Origin of the sequence: Pelagibacterium sp. H642, assembly GCF_031202855.1 — a bacterium.
Classification (GTDB): Bacteria; Pseudomonadota; Alphaproteobacteria; order Rhizobiales; family Devosiaceae; genus Pelagibacterium.
In genome coordinates this window covers 2,233,315-2,250,222 of record NZ_CP101829.1, presented here as the reverse complement: position 1 = coordinate 2,250,222, position 16,908 = coordinate 2,233,315, and the positions used below count along the sequence as shown (strand labels likewise).

9 protein-coding genes and 2 tRNA genes are annotated in these 16,908 nt (G+C 61.4%); 5 read left to right on the top strand and 6 right to left on the bottom strand.

Annotated elements, in window-relative coordinates; translation table 11 throughout:
• Positions 1–141: 141 nt before the first annotated feature.
• Positions 142–1,362, bottom strand: a complete 1,221-nt coding sequence (locus NO934_RS11085; RefSeq protein WP_309160015.1) for a hypothetical protein — start codon at positions 1,360–1,362, stop codon at positions 142–144.
• Between the two features lie 1,401 nt (positions 1,363–2,763).
• On the opposite strand from NO934_RS11085, the gene NO934_RS11080 reads away from it, so the two are divergent.
• Positions 2,764–3,594: an aldo/keto reductase gene (locus tag NO934_RS11080; RefSeq protein WP_309160014.1), complete on the top strand. Its 831-nt coding sequence runs from the start codon at positions 2,764–2,766 to the stop codon at positions 3,592–3,594.
• A 65-nt stretch (positions 3,595–3,659) separates the two neighbouring features.
• Here NO934_RS11080 and NO934_RS11075 read toward each other — a convergent pair whose 3' ends face one another.
• The 4 genes from NO934_RS11075 to cpdR all read right to left on the bottom strand — a co-directional run bounded on the left by NO934_RS11075 (position 3,660) and on the right by cpdR (position 7,714).
• The gene (locus NO934_RS11075) at positions 3,660–6,797 is read right to left on the bottom strand and encodes an AsmA family protein (protein ID WP_309160012.1); all 3,138 of its coding nucleotides are present in this window, start codon (positions 6,795–6,797) and stop codon (positions 3,660–3,662) included.
• 206 nt (positions 6,798–7,003) lie between these two features.
• A tRNA-Val gene (locus NO934_RS11070) sits at positions 7,004–7,078 on the bottom strand.
• An 80-nt stretch (positions 7,079–7,158) separates the two neighbouring features.
• Positions 7,159–7,233 (bottom strand) — tRNA-Val (locus tag NO934_RS11065).
• A gap of 121 nt (positions 7,234–7,354) precedes the next feature.
• Positions 7,355–7,714, bottom strand: a complete 360-nt coding sequence (cpdR, locus tag NO934_RS11060) for a cell cycle two-component system response regulator CpdR (protein WP_309160010.1) — start codon at positions 7,712–7,714, stop codon at positions 7,355–7,357.
• A 152-nt stretch (positions 7,715–7,866) separates the two neighbouring features.
• Between cpdR and NO934_RS11055 the strand changes: the two genes are divergently transcribed.
• Together NO934_RS11055 and hisN are read left to right on the top strand one after the other, a co-directional pair.
• Entirely contained in the window at positions 7,867–8,790 is a 924-nt protein-coding gene (locus NO934_RS11055) for an N-formylglutamate amidohydrolase (RefSeq protein WP_375143249.1), read from the top strand.
• Between the two features lie 302 nt (positions 8,791–9,092).
• A complete protein-coding gene (hisN, locus tag NO934_RS11050; RefSeq protein WP_309163703.1) occupies positions 9,093–9,887 on the top strand; it encodes a histidinol-phosphatase in 795 nt (264 codons plus the stop codon).
• Here hisN and NO934_RS11045 read toward each other — a convergent pair.
• Complete coding sequence (locus tag NO934_RS11045; protein WP_309160008.1) at positions 9,884–10,852, bottom strand: alpha/beta hydrolase; 969 nt, start codon at positions 10,850–10,852, stop codon at positions 9,884–9,886. The genes hisN and NO934_RS11045 overlap by 4 nt on opposite strands.
• Before the next feature lie 379 nt (positions 10,853–11,231).
• Between NO934_RS11045 and NO934_RS11040 the strand changes: the two genes are divergently transcribed.
• Both NO934_RS11040 and gltB read left to right on the top strand, forming a co-directional pair.
• Positions 11,232–11,684 (top strand): Hsp20 family protein, encoded by a 453-nt coding sequence (locus NO934_RS11040; RefSeq protein ID WP_309160007.1) that lies wholly within the window; start codon positions 11,232–11,234, stop codon positions 11,682–11,684.
• Between the two features lie 516 nt (positions 11,685–12,200).
• Positions 12,201–16,907 carry a glutamate synthase large subunit gene (gltB, locus tag NO934_RS11035; RefSeq protein ID WP_375143248.1) on the top strand — a complete coding sequence of 1,569 codons (4,707 nt, stop codon included), beginning with the start codon at positions 12,201–12,203 and terminating at the stop codon, positions 16,905–16,907.
• The last annotated feature ends 1 nt before the right edge of the window (position 16,908 follow it).

Genomic DNA, 16,908 nt, shown 5'->3' with positions numbered 1-16,908 from the left:
GGCCGGCCGATTTGCGTTCGGCTGCGGCGAGAGGGCGGGGAAAACGGGACATGGATTGCTCCTTTGCGCGCGCCACCTGGGCGCTGCGGTTGGGTAAGGATGAGAAAGGGAGCGGCCGGGCGCACCGCCCGGCCCGAGCGCTCAGGCGCTGCCGGCGTCGCTTGAGAGCTTCGAGAGCAGCACGCGGTCGAGCCAGTCGAGCACCATTTCGGCAGCCGGCTCACCCTGTTCGGCGAGATCCCGCAACGCGTCGCGCAGCGCCGCCGGCAGGCCGGTGCGATCGACCTGGCCCATCAACCCCATGCGCACCGCCATCGCGATGATCGCCGCCGGGTCCTCGCCGGGGTGTTCGGGATCGATCTTGCCCGTCGAGATGCTGGCGGGAAATTGCTGCTTGCCACGCAGTGCCCGCGCATTGGGCTGGCAAGGGCTGTCTTGAGGAGCCGGAGACGGCACGGAGTTCGAGATCGTGCGTTCACCTTTCCCGCGGCCCGAATGCTTGCGCGCCAGGGTGACCGTCACCGAGCCCAAGCGCGGTGCCGTTTCGGATCCAGGCGCAGTCGACATTGCCGACGGCGCGCTGGTTTCATCGGCCAAAACGTCGCTTCCGGAGTTCTCCTTTTGAGCCGCAAGCGGCGCACCGGGGACGCGGGTGCCGCGCTCAATGCAGGCGGCGATGCGGGCCTGGACCTTTTGCGCGAACCGGAGCCGCAGATAGCCCAGCGCCTCACCGAGGCCGGGGCAATTGAACTCGTGGTCGAGATCGCTCGTTCCGATCACCGGCACCCGGCGGTCGGAATCCTCACAATCGACAATCGCCATGGTGACCTTGCCGACACCGGGATAGCCATTGTCAAACAGCATATGCGGCAGCACCAGGGTCGCCGCGCGCATCTTGGTTTCGAGACTCTTGAGATAGCCCTTGCCGAAACTCTCCGAACAGCGCTTGATCTCGATCATGTGCGCAGTGTTTGCCGCCGGCTCGAGCACGATGAGATCGGGGCGGTAGTGCACAGCTGTATAGCTTTTGGCATCGAAACGAACCGCGGCCAGGGCTTTGAAGTCGTTCGATCTGACCGCCGCCATGGCCTCGTCGATGATCGGCAGCTTGAGGACCGGTTCGATCACAAGGAAGCGGGGATTGGAATCAAGGAGCATGCGCAGCCCCTGCTCCATCAAGCCGCCTTCCAGGGTCGTCACCGAACGCACAAGCGCCGCCAGCTCGCCATGCGGGCCGAAAGTTGGGTCGATGCGGCTCGCATCATAAGCGAAACGCGCGACAGCGGTTTCAGCGAGGGCATCGAACGGCTCTGCGAGCGCGGCAAAAGTTTTCGGCAGGGCCGGGGTGGAGGAAATAGTCATGATGTGTCCTTCCGGGACAAGGACATGCAGCTCCGCCGTGCCCCGTTTCGTCAGCGGATGCGGACGTCAGGGGTTCAGTCGAAGACCCTGCCGATCAGGGACGCGCCGGAAGGGCGGCCGCGATCAGCGTGGCATGTCGGATGAGATGCGGTTTGCTTAAGCTCTAGCCGGCGATCGAAAGCGCCGAAGACGCGCGCGCGCCAAAAGGCTCGGGCACGGGACGGAGAGAGCGTGCAAAACAATCCGGAAGGGATTCCCGCAGAGCGCGGGGAGCGATATAGGTAATCATAGCTGGTTAGCCTTCTAGCCAAGGGTGACCAGTCAGGTCCTCGTTCGATGTTAGCCGCATCGGCGGGGACCGCCCTGAACGGGCGGCGCGGGTCGACTGAAAAGCCGCGATGATCCCTATATGGGCGAGATGATTTCGAAAGTCACGCGCCAATAGTTTTCATGGTTAACGCTTCGTTCGACTCAAGCGCGGCGCTACATCATGGTTAACGTGCGCGGCCCGGAGCGGCGTTGACTTAAAATCCGCTTCGCGTGCGCCGAAGAATACAATATCGGCAGGATGAAGAATACAATATCGGCAGGATCCGGAACTGCCGAGTTGAGCCAAATGCCTCGCTGGAATGGCTATCCGACCCCCTATTCCGCGTCAAATTCGCCCTTTGGAAAGCCCCGGATTTGCTGAGGATGGGTGATAATGGCGTTTCTCGCACTTTCGGCCCTACCAGATCACGCGGCAAACCCATCCCATCCACATCCGCAGAAAGAAAGTGAACAGGTTCGGGATCGTCCCACCAGCGACGGCACCATCCCGAAGGACCTCAATATCGTTCAACAGGCACTTAACTGGCGCGGAGTTCAGGGTGCCGTTTTTGAGGCGCCTAGCCAGCCGCCGCCCCGGGATCGACACCCTACGCGAGCAGGGAGAGTTTGCAAAAGCTGCTAGGCTCGTGTGCGTCTTTTCATGGCGCTGGCCTTGTCCACCGCTGGTCGGAAAACCGCAATTCTGTAATTGACGTGGGATCGGGTCGATTTTGAGCGTGAACAAATCCGGCTTGGTGTCGTCGGAGAACGAAATCGCAAGGGTCGCGAGCCCATCCCGAGGACTGACCGACTGAAGACTGAGCTCATCTAGGCTAGGCGAGCCGCCGTGTCGCCCTATGTGAGAGAGTATGCAGGCCACAAGGTGCAGGACATCAAGAAAGGGTTCGCCGCAGTCTGGATGGCGGAGCAGGGAATTCCTATGAGCGATATTGCGCAATTTCTTGGGCATTCTGATCCAAACATTACGTATCTCGTTTATGCGAGATACTCCCCGCAGTATTTCAAGAGGCAGCCAGCGCGCTTGAATTCTGAGCTGGCTTGTAGGAACCGCGACTTCAGGGGAACTGAACCATGATCAAAATCTCGCAGACCAAACTCCCCGATGGTTCGCATATGCCGGTGTTCGGTCTGGGCACCTGGGGTATGGGCGAGGATCGCAACACGTTCGATGCCGAGGTTGCCGCCCTGCGCGCCGGGATGGATCTCGGGATCACGCTCATCGATACGGCCGAAATGTACGGAGAAGCCGAGCTTGTCGTTGGTGAGGCTATCTCAGGACGCCGGGATGACCTCTATCTGGTGAGCAAGGTGCTGCCCTCGAACGCCAGCTATGAGGGAACGATCGGGGCATGCGAAAACAGCCTCAAGCGTTTGGGCGCCGATCGTCTCGATCTCTATCTGCTGCATTGGCGTGGTGGGATTCCGCTCGAGGAGACAGTGCGGGCCTTCGAGCATTTGCAGAAGGCTGGCAAGATCGCGCGTTGGGGCGTGTCCAATTTCGATGTCGACGATATGGAAGACCTTGAGGCCGTGAGCAGAGATTGCGCGGCAAACCAGGTGCTCTACAACCTGACGCGCAGGGGGATCGAACATGACCTTCTTGGTTATTGTCGAGAGCGATCGATGCCGATCATGGCCTATTCGCCGATCGAACAGGGTCGCCTGGCTCACCACAACACCCTCGATGAGATCGCCAAGGCGCATAGCGCCACGACGGCGCAAATTGCTTTGGCCTGGGTTCTCGACAAACCCGGCGTCGTTGCCATTCCCAAGAGCAGTCGGCCTGAAAGAGTGGCGGAGAACTTACGTTCGCTCGAAATCGCGTTGACCGATGCCGATCGCACCTTGCTCGATAGCGTCTTCCCGCCACCACGTTCCAAGCACCCTTTGGAAATGATCTAGGTCGTCCGCAACGCACCACCTGCCCTGACGGGATACGGCCAGGTTACACGGGTCGAAAGATCCGATTAAGGCGCGCCAAGCTGCTCGAGAAGGTTCCTGATCGAATCGGCGTTTTCCGGCGCGACCTGAGGTGCGACCGCGTCGATAAGCCTATCGGTCAGATCAGGCTGCTCGGCCGGTTCCTGCGTGACGTCGGATACGACCGCCTGGCCGGTTCGAGGATCCTGTCTGGGAAGAGGGAACGGATCGGCCGGCAAAGCAGCGATGCTCTCAGTCTCAGGAGCCATTCCGGCAGGCTGTGCTGGTGCTTCCGGCGCTTGGGCGGCTTGCTCGTCGCTCTGCTCCCCGAACAGCGTGTTGAGGAGTTCCTGTCCGCCCGACGGAATGGCGCCTTTCGCTTCTTCCGACGCGCTGCCGGTGAGGCCGCCGATGAGTCCCGTCAGAACGCTGTCTGAAATCGCATCAGTGCCCCCTCCAAGAACGTTCTCAAGATCGATTTCGGATGCCCCATCCGCCAGTTGGCCGATATTGCCGCCCAGTTGGGAAATTGCCTGCAACGCCTGGTCGGGGTTGGCCAGAATGCCCGAAACATCGGGATAGATACTCGGGCCGGCAAGCGCGCCGGTCACAATGACCGGCATGCCGAGTCCAGAAACGTCGAACTCGCCGCCCTGCCCGTCGAGCGATCCAACCACCCGCGGATCGAGCCGCACATCGATGGTTTGGGCGGCAAGATCGATATTGCCCTGCCCGCTCATGCGCACCAATGGCCCGAGCAGTCTCAGATCATCGAAACGCCCGATCCCGTTTTCGATCCCGACAGATACCGAAAGCTCGGCAAACTCGGTCTTCGCATCAGCGTTCTCGGTATAACCACCATTGATGAGCGATTGGACATTGCGCACGAGGCCCGCCACATCGATGCCCCGCACCGCGCCATCGGAAAACATCACGCTCACTGGGCCCTTGAGCGACCGCGCGAAAGCCTCGCTGTTATCGCCAGCGCCACTCACCTGCACGTTCGCCGTTAGCTTGCCCTCGATATGCTCGAAACCCGCCGCATCGGTCAGGAACGGCAGCGACTCGACGCCTTCCATGCCGGCGACAAGCTCTATGGCCGGAACGTCGCCTGCGCCGTTTGCCGTCACATTGGCCGTAACGCCACCGCCATAGAACGCAGCCTCGGGCACCGACAGTCTGGCGACACCATCAGCCACCGAAAGCGATGCTGTTGCCGGGCCAGCCTTGATGCTGCCGTAGCCGATCTGATTGGCCGTAAGCCGGATATCGGCATCGAACTGCCGCAATATGGCAAGGTCGATGTCCGAGGGACCCGAGTTGGTCGGAGCCGCAGTCGTGCTCCCACCTGTCAGTCGGGTAAAGTCCAGCGTGTCGACCGACAGGGCCGCCGTGACCTTCGGCTTACCCACTCTCGTGACCGATAGTGAGCCCCCTGCATTGATATCATCAAGGCCAATAGTGGCCTCGCTGAGGGCGAATTCGGTATCACTGACGGCGATATCGCCGGAAAAGGCAAACCTGCCCAGCGGCGTTCCAGTGTCCTGGCCGAACCAGCCCAGGGCGCGGCTCAGGGAAGCCGCCGAAATTTCCGCCCTTCCGGAGGCGGCACCGTTGAGTGCCACCGTTCCGGAAAAATTTGCATTGACCGGCGGCGACCTGAAATCGATTGCCGCGGTGCCCGGCTGCCCCATGAGCAGATCGGCCAGCGGGAGCGTGCTGTCAAAGCCGATCGCCTCGCCGTTCCATTGGGCCGCGCCCGAAACGGCCAGTGGCTGCCGGATATCCTCGATCCGCGCCGTGGCATCGAGCGCGTCGATTATCCCAGCACCCGACCCTGCGACATCCGCCAGTTGCGGCGCTTCGATCCTTCCGTTGGAAATCGAGACCTGACCCCGTAGGTTGATCGAGTTGCGAATGGCCTCCGCATCCATTCCGAAAAAGGCGAAACCCAGTTGCGACGACAGCTGGCCAGTGGCTGGCGCCGTTTGCCCGGCCAACGCCATGAGGCTCTCAATGTCGATGGAAGCGATATCGAAAGTGCCGCTCGATTGGAGGCGATCGGCATTGAGGTCCACGCGCAGGCCCGCGTCGAGGCTTCCGCCGGCGATCTCTGATGAGCTGACATTGGCGTTCAACTCGCCATTTTGGAGTTGCGCTCCGATGATAACGTCGCGAGCGATGGCTTGACCGACCTGCATGGCCTCAGCGCGCAATTCGATATCGGCATCGAAGCCCCGGAGCGCCGACAGATCCACGCCGCCGCTCGACGCCTGAGCGGTTTCGCTGGCGCCAGCGTTTGCTTGCGCCGGTTGCCAATCGGAATAGTCCAGCACACCCGCCTCAACTCTTGCCATGACGAAAGGGCGATCGCCGGGCGCATAGCTCACATCGAGCCGCATCGTCTGCCCGATCGAGTCGATTTCACCACCGGTAATGCGATAGCTGCCGTCCTGGGCAAGCTCAATGCTCCCAGAGGCTGCGAGGTCTGCGAGAATCGGATGCGGAGGCTGTTCGTTTTTCGCCGACAGCGAGAAGGTGGCGGGTTGGCGATTTAAAAGATCGCGGAGCGATCCGATATCTGCCGCAAGCTCCATCCGATTGCCGTCGACGGTGCCAGAAACAGCAAGCGACGCCGGCTCACTTATCCCTGGGACCGAGAGGCGCAGATCAATGTCACTGGCGATGGGTTCGATGGCACCCTCACGATTTTGGGCAACCTCACCGTCGATGACATCCAAATGGTCGATCGCCAACCTTTCGAGGTAGCCAGCCGCCACTTCGAAAATATCCTGTCCTTGGGTTGCCGGCTCCGGCTCCAAGCCGGGTTCGGCCTGTGAAGCATCGGCCAGCACGATGCGCGGGCTCTGCAATTCGATGCCCGTGATGCGTATCTGATCGGAAAACAGCGACATCAGCTCAACCGACGCAACCGACCGGGCCGCCGATACCGAAATTGCGCCATCGCCCGATACATAGGAAAGGTCTTCGGCCACGACCCCGAAATCGGGAAGCACCGAGAAATGGATCGGCCCGTTGAGAGAGACTTGCGCTCCCGAGCTGTCGGAAAGCTGTCGCGCGAGGGCGGTCCGCAACGCATCGGAACTCAACGCCAAGGGAATGACGAACACCAACCCCGCCAGCGCGACGGCCAGGCAAACGCCCCCAACAATGACCTTCCTCATGGAAGCCCCCATCACTCTCGTGAATCAATGCTCCCAGTGTGGAACGCCACTTGGTAAGGATGTCTTAATCATACTTCACGGGGTCGACACACCCGCTCCGCAGGGTTCGACCCGAGCTGATGACGCCGTTAAGACCCATCCTGGTTCAGACGAACCGCAGATCACTGTCTACAGCGAAGAGCTATCCGGAAAAGAAGTAAGATAAATGGTGGGTGTGACAGGGATTGAACCTGTGACCCCTGCCGTGTGAAGGCAGTGCTCTCCCGCTGAGCTACACACCCGCTCGGCATGTCCGCCTGAAGACGGTGCCAGCGAAAGGCCCTTGCATCAGGACCGCCCCCGCCAAGGCGGGGAGAGAGAATGGTGGGCGTAACTGGGATTGAACCAGTGACCCCTACGATGTCAACGTAGTGCTCTCCCGCTGAGCTATACGCCCACTCTCTCGAGAATTCCGCCAGCGGCGGAACGTGGGGCGGATACACCACAAAGGGCGGTCGGGGTCAATAGGTTTTTGCCGTTTTGTGACGGCCGCGCCAACTCCCCGGCAACCGATCCGATCAGGCCGCCAGCAGGCGCTCGACTTCGCCCACCAGATCACGCAGATGGAAGGGCTTGGACAAGACGGACGCACCCTTGGGCGCTTCGCTATCGGGGTTGAGCGCGACGGCGGCAAAGCCGGTGATGAACATCACCTTGAGATCGGGATCGAGTTCGGTGGCGCGGCGCGCCAGCTCGATGCCGTCCATTTCCGGCATCACGATATCGGAGAGTAACAGCGTGAACGGTTCCTCGCGCAACCGCTCATAGGCCGATTTGCCATTGTCGAAAGCCACGACGTCATATCCGGCGTTCTTGAGCGCACGGGTGAGAAACCGGCGCATGTCAGCATCGTCTTCGGCCAGCAAAATCCGGTTCATGGTCACCCTTCAGCCTGGGTTCTTAGTTCACGTTCTCAGCCGTTCCGGCCATGATTCGCATGTTTTACGAAACAGGTGCCCCACGCAACAGTCACAATCGCGTCGACGGCCACCGCTTTTGTGGACAACGGTGGCGGGGCGGTGCAAACTCAATGGTCATCCGCTTATTCGTTCGCGCGGCTTCGGGGTTATACGTGCAATCAGACTATTTCGACAGACCTGCGTTCGAAACCGTGCGCCCGCGACGCCAACTCGCTCCCATCGTGGTCAATTCCCCACATTCGGGCCGCGATTATCCGCAGCGCTTCCTCAAGCACTCGCGGCTCAACGAAACAACGATCCGCCATTCCGAAGACGCTTATGTCGACGAGATCTTCGCGCGAGCGCCCCACATGGGCCTTCCGCTGCTGCGCGCCAATTTCCCGCGCGCCTATCTCGACGTGAACCGCGAGCCCTACGAACTCGATCCGCGCATGTTCCGCGAGCCGCTGCCCGATCATTTCAATACCGCTTCGCCGCGCATCGCCGCCGGCTTGGGCACCATCGCCCGCATCGTCTCAGAAAACCGCCCCATCTATCGTGAGCCGCTCACGCTCGAAGATGCGCTGATGCGCATCGAGGGCATCTATAAACCCTATCACAAGACGTTGCAGACGCTTTTGAGCGAAACGCTCGCCAATTTCGGCGTCGCCGTACTGATCGACTGCCACTCCATGCCCCGGCTCAACCGCGGCAACGACCGCACGGCGCCCGACGTGGTTCTGGGGGACCGGTATGGAACGACCTGCGCCCCGGTCCTGATCGATACGGTCGAAATGGTCTTTGCCGGTGCCGGACTCAAAGTGGCGCGCAACAGGCCCTATGCGGGCGGCCACACCACGCGCACCTATGGACGGCCGCAATACGGCATCCACGCGCTGCAGATCGAATTCTCCCGTCACCTCTATATGCATGAGCTCACGCTCGCCAAGCATCAGGGATTTCCGCTGATGCAGCAGCTTGCCGAAACTCTGCTCGCCACGCTCGTGCGTTTCGATGCAGTGGCCCTGGCGCGCACGCAGCTCGCGGCCGAATAAGCTGAATGGAGAAAAGAGTGGGCCGCTCTGGGCGGCCCAAGTCAAGGGAGGAAACATTGGCGACAGAGAACGGCGGAGCCGAAAAGAGTCACCAATCCATCATGCAATATCGTGCTTGAACCTTTTTTCGCCAAAGCGCAAGCCTGCCGCTCCCCCGATGCTCGCAATCGATCCGCGCTGTTGCAAAAAGGAATCACTTCTGTAAAGCCATTTTTAACGAAATGGAATTTGATCGCGTCTAGACGGCGATTATCCGTGTTCCTGCAACATTTTGGTTCCCCATGACAATTTCGTCACCCTCCATGCTTTCCGACGCGGCCATCGCCGAAACATTGCTGGCCTGCGCGGACGCCGCCCGGCCCACGACGCTCAGTCGATTTCGCACGAAACTTGTTGTGGATAATAAGCTCGCCGGCGGCTTCGATCCGGTAACCGAGGCCGATCGCGCCGCCGAAACCGCCATTCGAGAGATCATCGCCAGCCGATTCCCCGATCATGGAATCATCGGCGAGGAATGGGATAACAAAGCTACGGCGACGCCATACAATTGGATCATCGACCCCATCGATGGAACCAGGGCTTTCATTTCCGGCATTCCGGTATGGGGCACCCTGATCGGGCTCACCCATGAGGGCAGATCCATCGCCGGGCTCATGGAACAGCCCTATACCGGCGAATATTGGCTGGCGGTCGGCGGCCGGCTGCGCCACACCCGCAACGGAACGGACCTGCCCGCCAAGGCAAGCGGCGTCACCCGCCTCACCCAGGCGCGCGCCAGCACCACCTCGCCGGAGCTCTTTACCGGTCCGCACCTTTCGGCCTGGACGGCGCTTGCTCCGCGGGTCTTGCAGGTTCGCTACGGGCTCGACTGTTACGCCTATTGTCTTCTGGCCACCGGCCATCTCGATCTCGTGGTCGAGGCAGGCCTCAAGGACGTCGATATCGCCCCCCTCATCCCCATCATCGAAGCGGCCGGCGGGGTGGTCACCACCTGGGATGGCGGGCGCGCCGAACAGGGCGGCACCTGCATTGCCGCGGCAACGCCAGAACTGCACGCCGAAGCCATGCGGCTGCTGCGCGAAGCCATGCTTGATTAGGCCGATTGCTCGGTCACGAATGCGTCGAACGCGGCCAGGACCTGCGCCCGGATCGCATCGGCTTCCATGAACAGTTCATGCCGTGCGCCCGGGATCACCACATGATGGCCGGCCCGCAGGCGCAGGCCCAGCGCTTCACTTGCCCGCGTCTCGACGACGCTATCGAGCGCCGCCGCACAGATGAACACGGGAATCTTGAGCGTTTGGGGGAAGTCGTCCTCATTGGCCCGCCGCATGGCGGCGAGCGATGAGCCGATCCAGGCGAGCGTGGGAAATCCCACGAACAATTCCGGCCGGGCCGCGAGGATTTCGACGCTGCGCATATAGCGCGCCTTGTCCGAGGTCAGCGGATTGTTCTCGAACCGGTCCTCGCTCTGCGCTTTTTCTTCGCGCCGGCCGACCGGCATCCTCGAGAGGCCCAGGAACCGCGCGGCATTGATGAGCCGCGAGGACCATTTAAGCGACAAGGGCAGGCCCGGAAGGCTGACCATGGGCGAGGAGAGGAACACCCGGTCGAACATCAGCCGATCGCGTGTCGCGGCCAAAAGCCCGATCAGCCCGCCCGTCGAATGGCCGACGAGATAGAAGGGCGGCGGACAGTCGGGCAGCACGATGCCCGAATGGAAATCTCTAAGATCTGTCCAGTAGTCGTCGAAATTTTCCACATAACCGAGCGTGCGGTTGCCGATCAGGCGATCCGAACCGCCCTGCCCGCGCAGATCGAAGGTCGCAACGGCAAAGCCGCGCTTTTGGAAATCGACGATGGTCTCGAAGTATTTTTCTATGAACTCGGTCCGCCCCTGCATCAGGACGATCGTACCCCGCGCAATTTCGTCCAGCCGGGGGAAAAGCGCGTAACGCAAGCGCACCCGGTCACTGGTCGTGAAATAACCGACCTGGGCGCCATGCGGCACGGGATTGGATGGAAGATGAACCAGGCTGGGTTCGGATTGCGTTGCGGCCATGTTCACCGGTGCGTCTCCTTGGGAAGCGGCAAGGATATCCAGTTGAGGTAAACGAGGCCAGAACGAGCAGGGAAAAGTACGCAGGCGCCGTTGCGGGGGGCGGTGAACGGCGCCTGCGCCTTTGGCATGACCCCGTTTCCGGGATCACATGCCCCCTTCTACCCCTTGGCCCCTGAACGCTCCCCGAGCGCTTCATTCATATTCGGTTCAGCGTCGAAAATCGGATCTTTTGCACCCCTTGAAGCGGAAAAATCGACACCTATCTCAAACCTGTCCGCCGGATGATCCGGGGACGCCGCCGACACCTCGCTTGCCAATCATGGGAGCGATCCGCCGGCAGCAGTGAACGTGATTCTTGCTACGTCCAGGAGAACACAGAATGCAACGCTATGATTTTTCCCCCTTCTACCGCTCCACGGTCGGCTTTGACCGCCTGTTCTCGCGTCTCGACAATCTTGTCGGCGAAGACGCCAAGACCTACCCGCCCTACAATATCGAACGCACCGGTGACGACACTTACCGCGTGACGATTGCGGTTGCCGGGTTCTCGTCCGGCGATATTGCCATCGAGACCAAGGAGAACAGCCTCCAGGTCAAGGGCTCCCGCGCCGCCAATGGCGACAAGCGCGAATTCCTCCACCGCGGCATTGCCGAGCGCGCGTTCGAGCTGCGCTTCCAGCTTGCCGATTACGTCGAGGTTTCCGGCGCTTCGCTTGAAAACGGCCTGCTCCACATCGATCTCAAGCGCGAGATTCCCGAATCCAAGCGTCCGCGCCAGATCGAGATCAAGGGCAACGGCGCTCAGACCATCGAGGACAAGACGGTCAACTAAACCGTCTCATATCCCGACGTTCCTCCTCCCGAACGTTGAAGCGGGCGTCCGGCCTTCTGGCCGGGCGCCCGTTGCCGTTTTGGACTGCGTATCCTAAAACCCCCGTACCGCTCTTGCCGCCGCGCAAAAAATCTGCCAATGTCGCGCAAAAATTAGGGCAGGAATGCTGTCCATTATTGACAAAACAGGGGCCATCCGGCACAAGCTGTGCTAGGACAAACCTGCCGGGATGCCGAACAGGTGCCCCGGAAACAAATCGCAGGATCGACCGTCTCCCGGAACGAACTGCGTCGCCGGCCCAAAGCCCGCCCATTTCAATGGAAGGAGCGGCCTGGCGGAACCCGAACAAGGGTTCGTTTTGAGCGGCCATTTGGATGCAGCGCCGCTCCAGTGTAAATAACCGGTCTGCTCACCCGAGCCGTACATTGATCCTTGTACGACCCGAGCGAGCGACCTGCACGGAAGCTGCAAACGCAATCTTCCGTTAACTTTGGCGAGGACCTGGCGATGGGTGAAATGGACAAGAGTTTGATCGAGGCGGCTGCGCAGATTCAGGGCACCCCCGCGACCAAACGTAATCCTACCGCCCAGGGTCTTTATGATCCGGCCAATGAGCACGATGCCTGCGGCATCGGCATGATCGCCAACATCAAGAACAAGCCCAGCCATGAAGTGGTGCAGAAGGGCCTCGAAATCCTCGAGAACCTTGAGCATCGCGGCGCCGTGGGCGCCGATCCGCTCATGGGCGACGGCGCGGGCATTCTCGTGCAGATTCCGCACGCCTTCTTCGACAAGATCACCGATTTCGACCTGCCCGAAAAGGGCGCCTATGCGCCCATCATGATCTTTTACCCCAATGACGGCCTGCGTGATCGCTGCGCCAACCTCGTGCGCGAGACGATCCGATCCGAAGGCCTGACAGTGCTTGGCGAGCGCGTCGTCCCGTTTGACAACTCAGCGCTCTCGGAAGGTGTGATCGCCACCCAGCCGATCATTGAACAGATGTTCGTCGCCCGCCCCGCCGATATCGCAGATGTTGACGCCTTCGAGCGCAAGCTGCTGATCGTGCGCAAGGTGATCTCCAACACCGTTTATTCGGAAATCCCCGAGGTACAGGGCGACAACGGTTTTTACATCGTTTCGATGTCGGCCCGCACCATCGTCTATAAGGGCATGTTCCTGGCCGACCAGCTCGGCAAGTTCTATCCCGACCTGCACGACGAGGCGTTCGAAAGCGCCATCGCGCTGGTCCACCAGCGCTTTTCCACCAACACCTTCCCGTCCTGGAAACTGGCCCACCCCTACCGGATGACGATCCACAATGGTGAGATCAACACCATCCGGGGCAACGTCAACTGGATGGCCGCCCGTCAGGCATCGGTCGCCTCCCCCGCCTTTGGCGAGGAGATCTCCAAGATCTGGCCAATCTCCTATGAGGGCCAGTCCGACACCGCCTGTTTCGACAACGCGCTCGAATTCCTCGTGCGTGGCGGCTACTCCCTGCCCCACGCCGCCATGATGCTCGTGCCCGAGGCCTGGGCCGGCAATACGCTCATGGATGAAGAGCGCCGCGCCTTCTACGAATACCATGCAGCGCTCATGGAGCCCTGGGATGGCCCGGCCGCCATGTCGATGTCCGACGGCCGCTATGTCGTGGCAACGCTCGACCGCAACGGCCTGCGTCCGGCTCGCTATCTGGTCACCAAGGAAGGCCACGTCGTCCTGGCCTCTGAATCCGGCGTCCTCGATATTCCCGAAGAAGACGTCGTCGAGCGCTGGCGTCTTCAGCCGGGCAAGATGCTGTTCATCGATCTCGAGGAAGGCCGCATCGTTTCCGACGACGAGATCAAGAAGGCGCTCGCCGCCAAGAACCCTTATGCCAACTGGCTCGCCAAGACCCAGATCGTGCTTGAGGACCTGCCCGAAACCGAGCCCAAGGCTCCCGCGACGACGGAAAGCCTGCTCGATCGCCTGCAGGCGTTCGGCTACACCCAGGAAGACGTCAAGCTTTTGATGGAGCCCATGGCGACGACCGGGCAGGAAGCCGTGGGTTCGATGGGCACCGACACCCCGCTCTCGGCGCTCTCGGACAAGCCCAAGCTGCTTTATACCTATTTCAAGCAGAACTTCGCGCAGGTCACCAACCCGCCCATCGACCCGATCCGCGAGGAATCGGTGATGAGCCTGGTGTCCTTCATCGGGCCCCGCCCGAACCTCTTCGATCTTGAGGGCCTATCGACCACCAAGCGGCTCGAGGTGCGTCAGCCCATCCTCACAAATGAGGATCTCGAAAAGATCCGCGCGCTCGGCGACATGGCCGACAACCAATTCCATACCGCAACCCTCGACATCACCTATGATGCCTCCAGGGGTATTGCCGGCATGGAAGCGGCGCTCGAAGCGCTTTGCGAACGCGCCGAGCAGGCCGTCACCAACGGCTACAACATCATCATCCTCTCGGATCGGCTGGTCTCCGCCAACCGCATCGCGATTCCCGCGCTGCTGGCGACCGCTGCGGTGCACCATCACCTGATCCGCAAGGGCTTGCGCACCTCATCGGGCCTCGTGGTTGAAACGGGCGAAGCCCGCGAAGTGCACCATTTCGCGGTTCTGGCCGGCTATGGCGCCGAGGCGATCAACCCTTATCTCGCCTTCGAGGCGCTGGCCGCGCTCCACAACGAGGAGGAATTCCCCTCCGAGGTGGATTCCAACGAGGTCATCTACCGCTACATCAAGTCGGTGGGTAAGGGCCTGCTCAAGATCATGTCCAAGATGGGCATCTCGACCTACCAGTCCTATTGCGGCGCCCAGATCTTCGACGCGGTCGGGCTTTCGACCGAGTTCGTCAAGCGCTTCTTCTTTGGCACCGCGACCACCATCGAGGGCGTCGGCCTCAATGAGGTGGCCGAGGAAACCCTGCGCCGGCACAAGCTGGCCTTTTCCGACGACGCCGTGCTGCGCAAGTCGCTCGATGTCGGCGGTGAATATGCCTATCGCATGCGCGGCGAAGCCCATGCCTGGGGCCCCAACACCATTGCCGATCTCCAGCACGCCGTACGGCTGAAGGACGAAACGCCCGAAACCGCCCAGGAGCGTTACGACGCCTTTGCCCGCGCCGCCAATGGCGAGAACGCGCACCGGCTTTCGATCCGCTCGCTGTTCACCATCAACCCGTTGGGCGGACCCGTCGACATTTCGGAGGTGGAATCGGCCGAAGCCATCGTGCGCCGGTTCTCGACCGGGGCCATGAGCTTCGGATCGATCTCGCGCGAGGCTCACACCACCCTCGCCATGGCCATGAACCGAATCGGCGGCAAGTCCAATACCGGCGAAGGCGGCGAGGATCCCGAGCGCTTCAAGCCCCTGCCCGACGGATCGATGAACCCGCAGCGCTCCGCCATCAAGCAGATCGCCTCGGGCCGGTTCGGCGTCACGACCGAATATCTGGTCAACGCCGATATGCTGCAGATCAAGGTCGCCCAGGGCGCCAAGCCCGGCGAAGGCGGTCAGCTCCCCGGTCACAAGGTCGATTGGGTCGTCGCCAAGACGCGCCATTCGACCCCCGGCGTCGGCCTGATTTCGCCCCCGCCGCACCACGATATCTATTCGATCGAGGATCTGGCTCAGCTCATCTACGACCTCAAGAACGTCAATCCCGAGGCGGATGTCTCGGTCAAGCTCGTCTCCGAAGTCGGCGTCGGCACGGTTGCCGCAGGCGTCGCCAAGGCGCGCGCCGACCACATCACCATTTCGGGTTTTGATGGCGGCACGGGTGCGGCTCCGCTGACTTCGCTCAAGCACGCGGGCGGTCCGTGGGAGATCGGCCTTGCCGAAACCCACCAGACCCTCGTCCTAAACCGCTTGCGCTCGCGCGTGGCGCTGCAGGTCGATGGCGGCTTCCGCACCGGGCGCGACGTTCTGATCGGCGCGCTGCTCGGCGCCGACGAATATGGCTTTGCCACCGCGCCGCTGATCGCGGCCGGCTGCATCATGATGCGCAAGTGTCACCTGAACACCTGCCCGGTCGGCATCGCCACCCAGGACCCGGTTCTGCGCAAGCGCTTCAAGGGCACGCCCGAGCACGTCATCAACTACTTCTTCTTCGTTGCCGAAGAGGTCAGGAAGTTGCTCGCCGAAATGGGTGCGCGCTCGATCAACGAGATCATCGGTCGTTCCGACCTGCTCGACCAGACCCGGCTTAACGATCACTGGAAGGCCAAGGGGCTCGATTTCTCCAAGCTCTTCTATAAGCCCGAGCCGATCGGCGGAGATTCGATCTATCACACCGAGTTCCAGAACCATCACCTTGAGGCCGTGCTCGACCGCGAGCTGATCGCCAAGTCGCGCGAAGCGATCGACACCCGGACACCTGTCCAGTTCGAGATGCCCATCCGCTCGCTCAACCGTTCGGCCGGTGCCATGCTGTCGGGTGAAGTCGCCAAGAAGCACGGCCATAAGGGCCTCGCCGAGGACACCATCTCGGTGACCTTCCGCGGCACGGCCGGCCAGAGCTTTGGCGCTTTCCTCGCCCGCGGCATCAGCTTCGATCTGATCGGGGACGCCAACGACTATGTCGGCAAGGGGCTTTCGGGCGGCCGCATCGTCATCCGTCCTTCGGAAAAGACTCAGATCGTACCCGAGGAATCGATGATCGTGGGCAACACGGTGCTCTACGGCGCCATTGAAGGCGAATGCTACTTCCGTGGCGTCGCCGGCGAACGCTTCGCCGTGCGCAATTCGGGCGCCGTGGCCGTCGTCGAAGGCACCGGTGACCATGGCTGCGAATACATGACCGGCGGTGTCGTCGTCGTCATCGGCAAGACCGGCCGCAACTTTGCCGCCGGCATGAGCGGTGGTGTCGCCTATGTGCTTGATGAAGAAGGCAATTTCGGCACCCGCTGCAACCTCGCCATGGTCGATCTCGAACCGGTGGCCGAGGAAGAAGAGCTGATGCGCAAGATCCACCACCATGGTGGTGACCTCGAATGGCACGGCCGCGTCGACGTCTCGGGCGATATGACCAAGCATGACGACGAGCGCCTGTTCCAATTGATCAGCAATCACCTGCATTACACCGGCTCGACCCGCGCTAAACAGATCCTCGACAATTGGGAGGAATACCGTCCCAAGTTCGTGAAGGTCATGCCGGTCGAATACCGCCGCGCCATGCAGGAAATGGAAGATCTGCGCACGGGCCGCTCGCGCCCCACCGCAGCCGAATAAA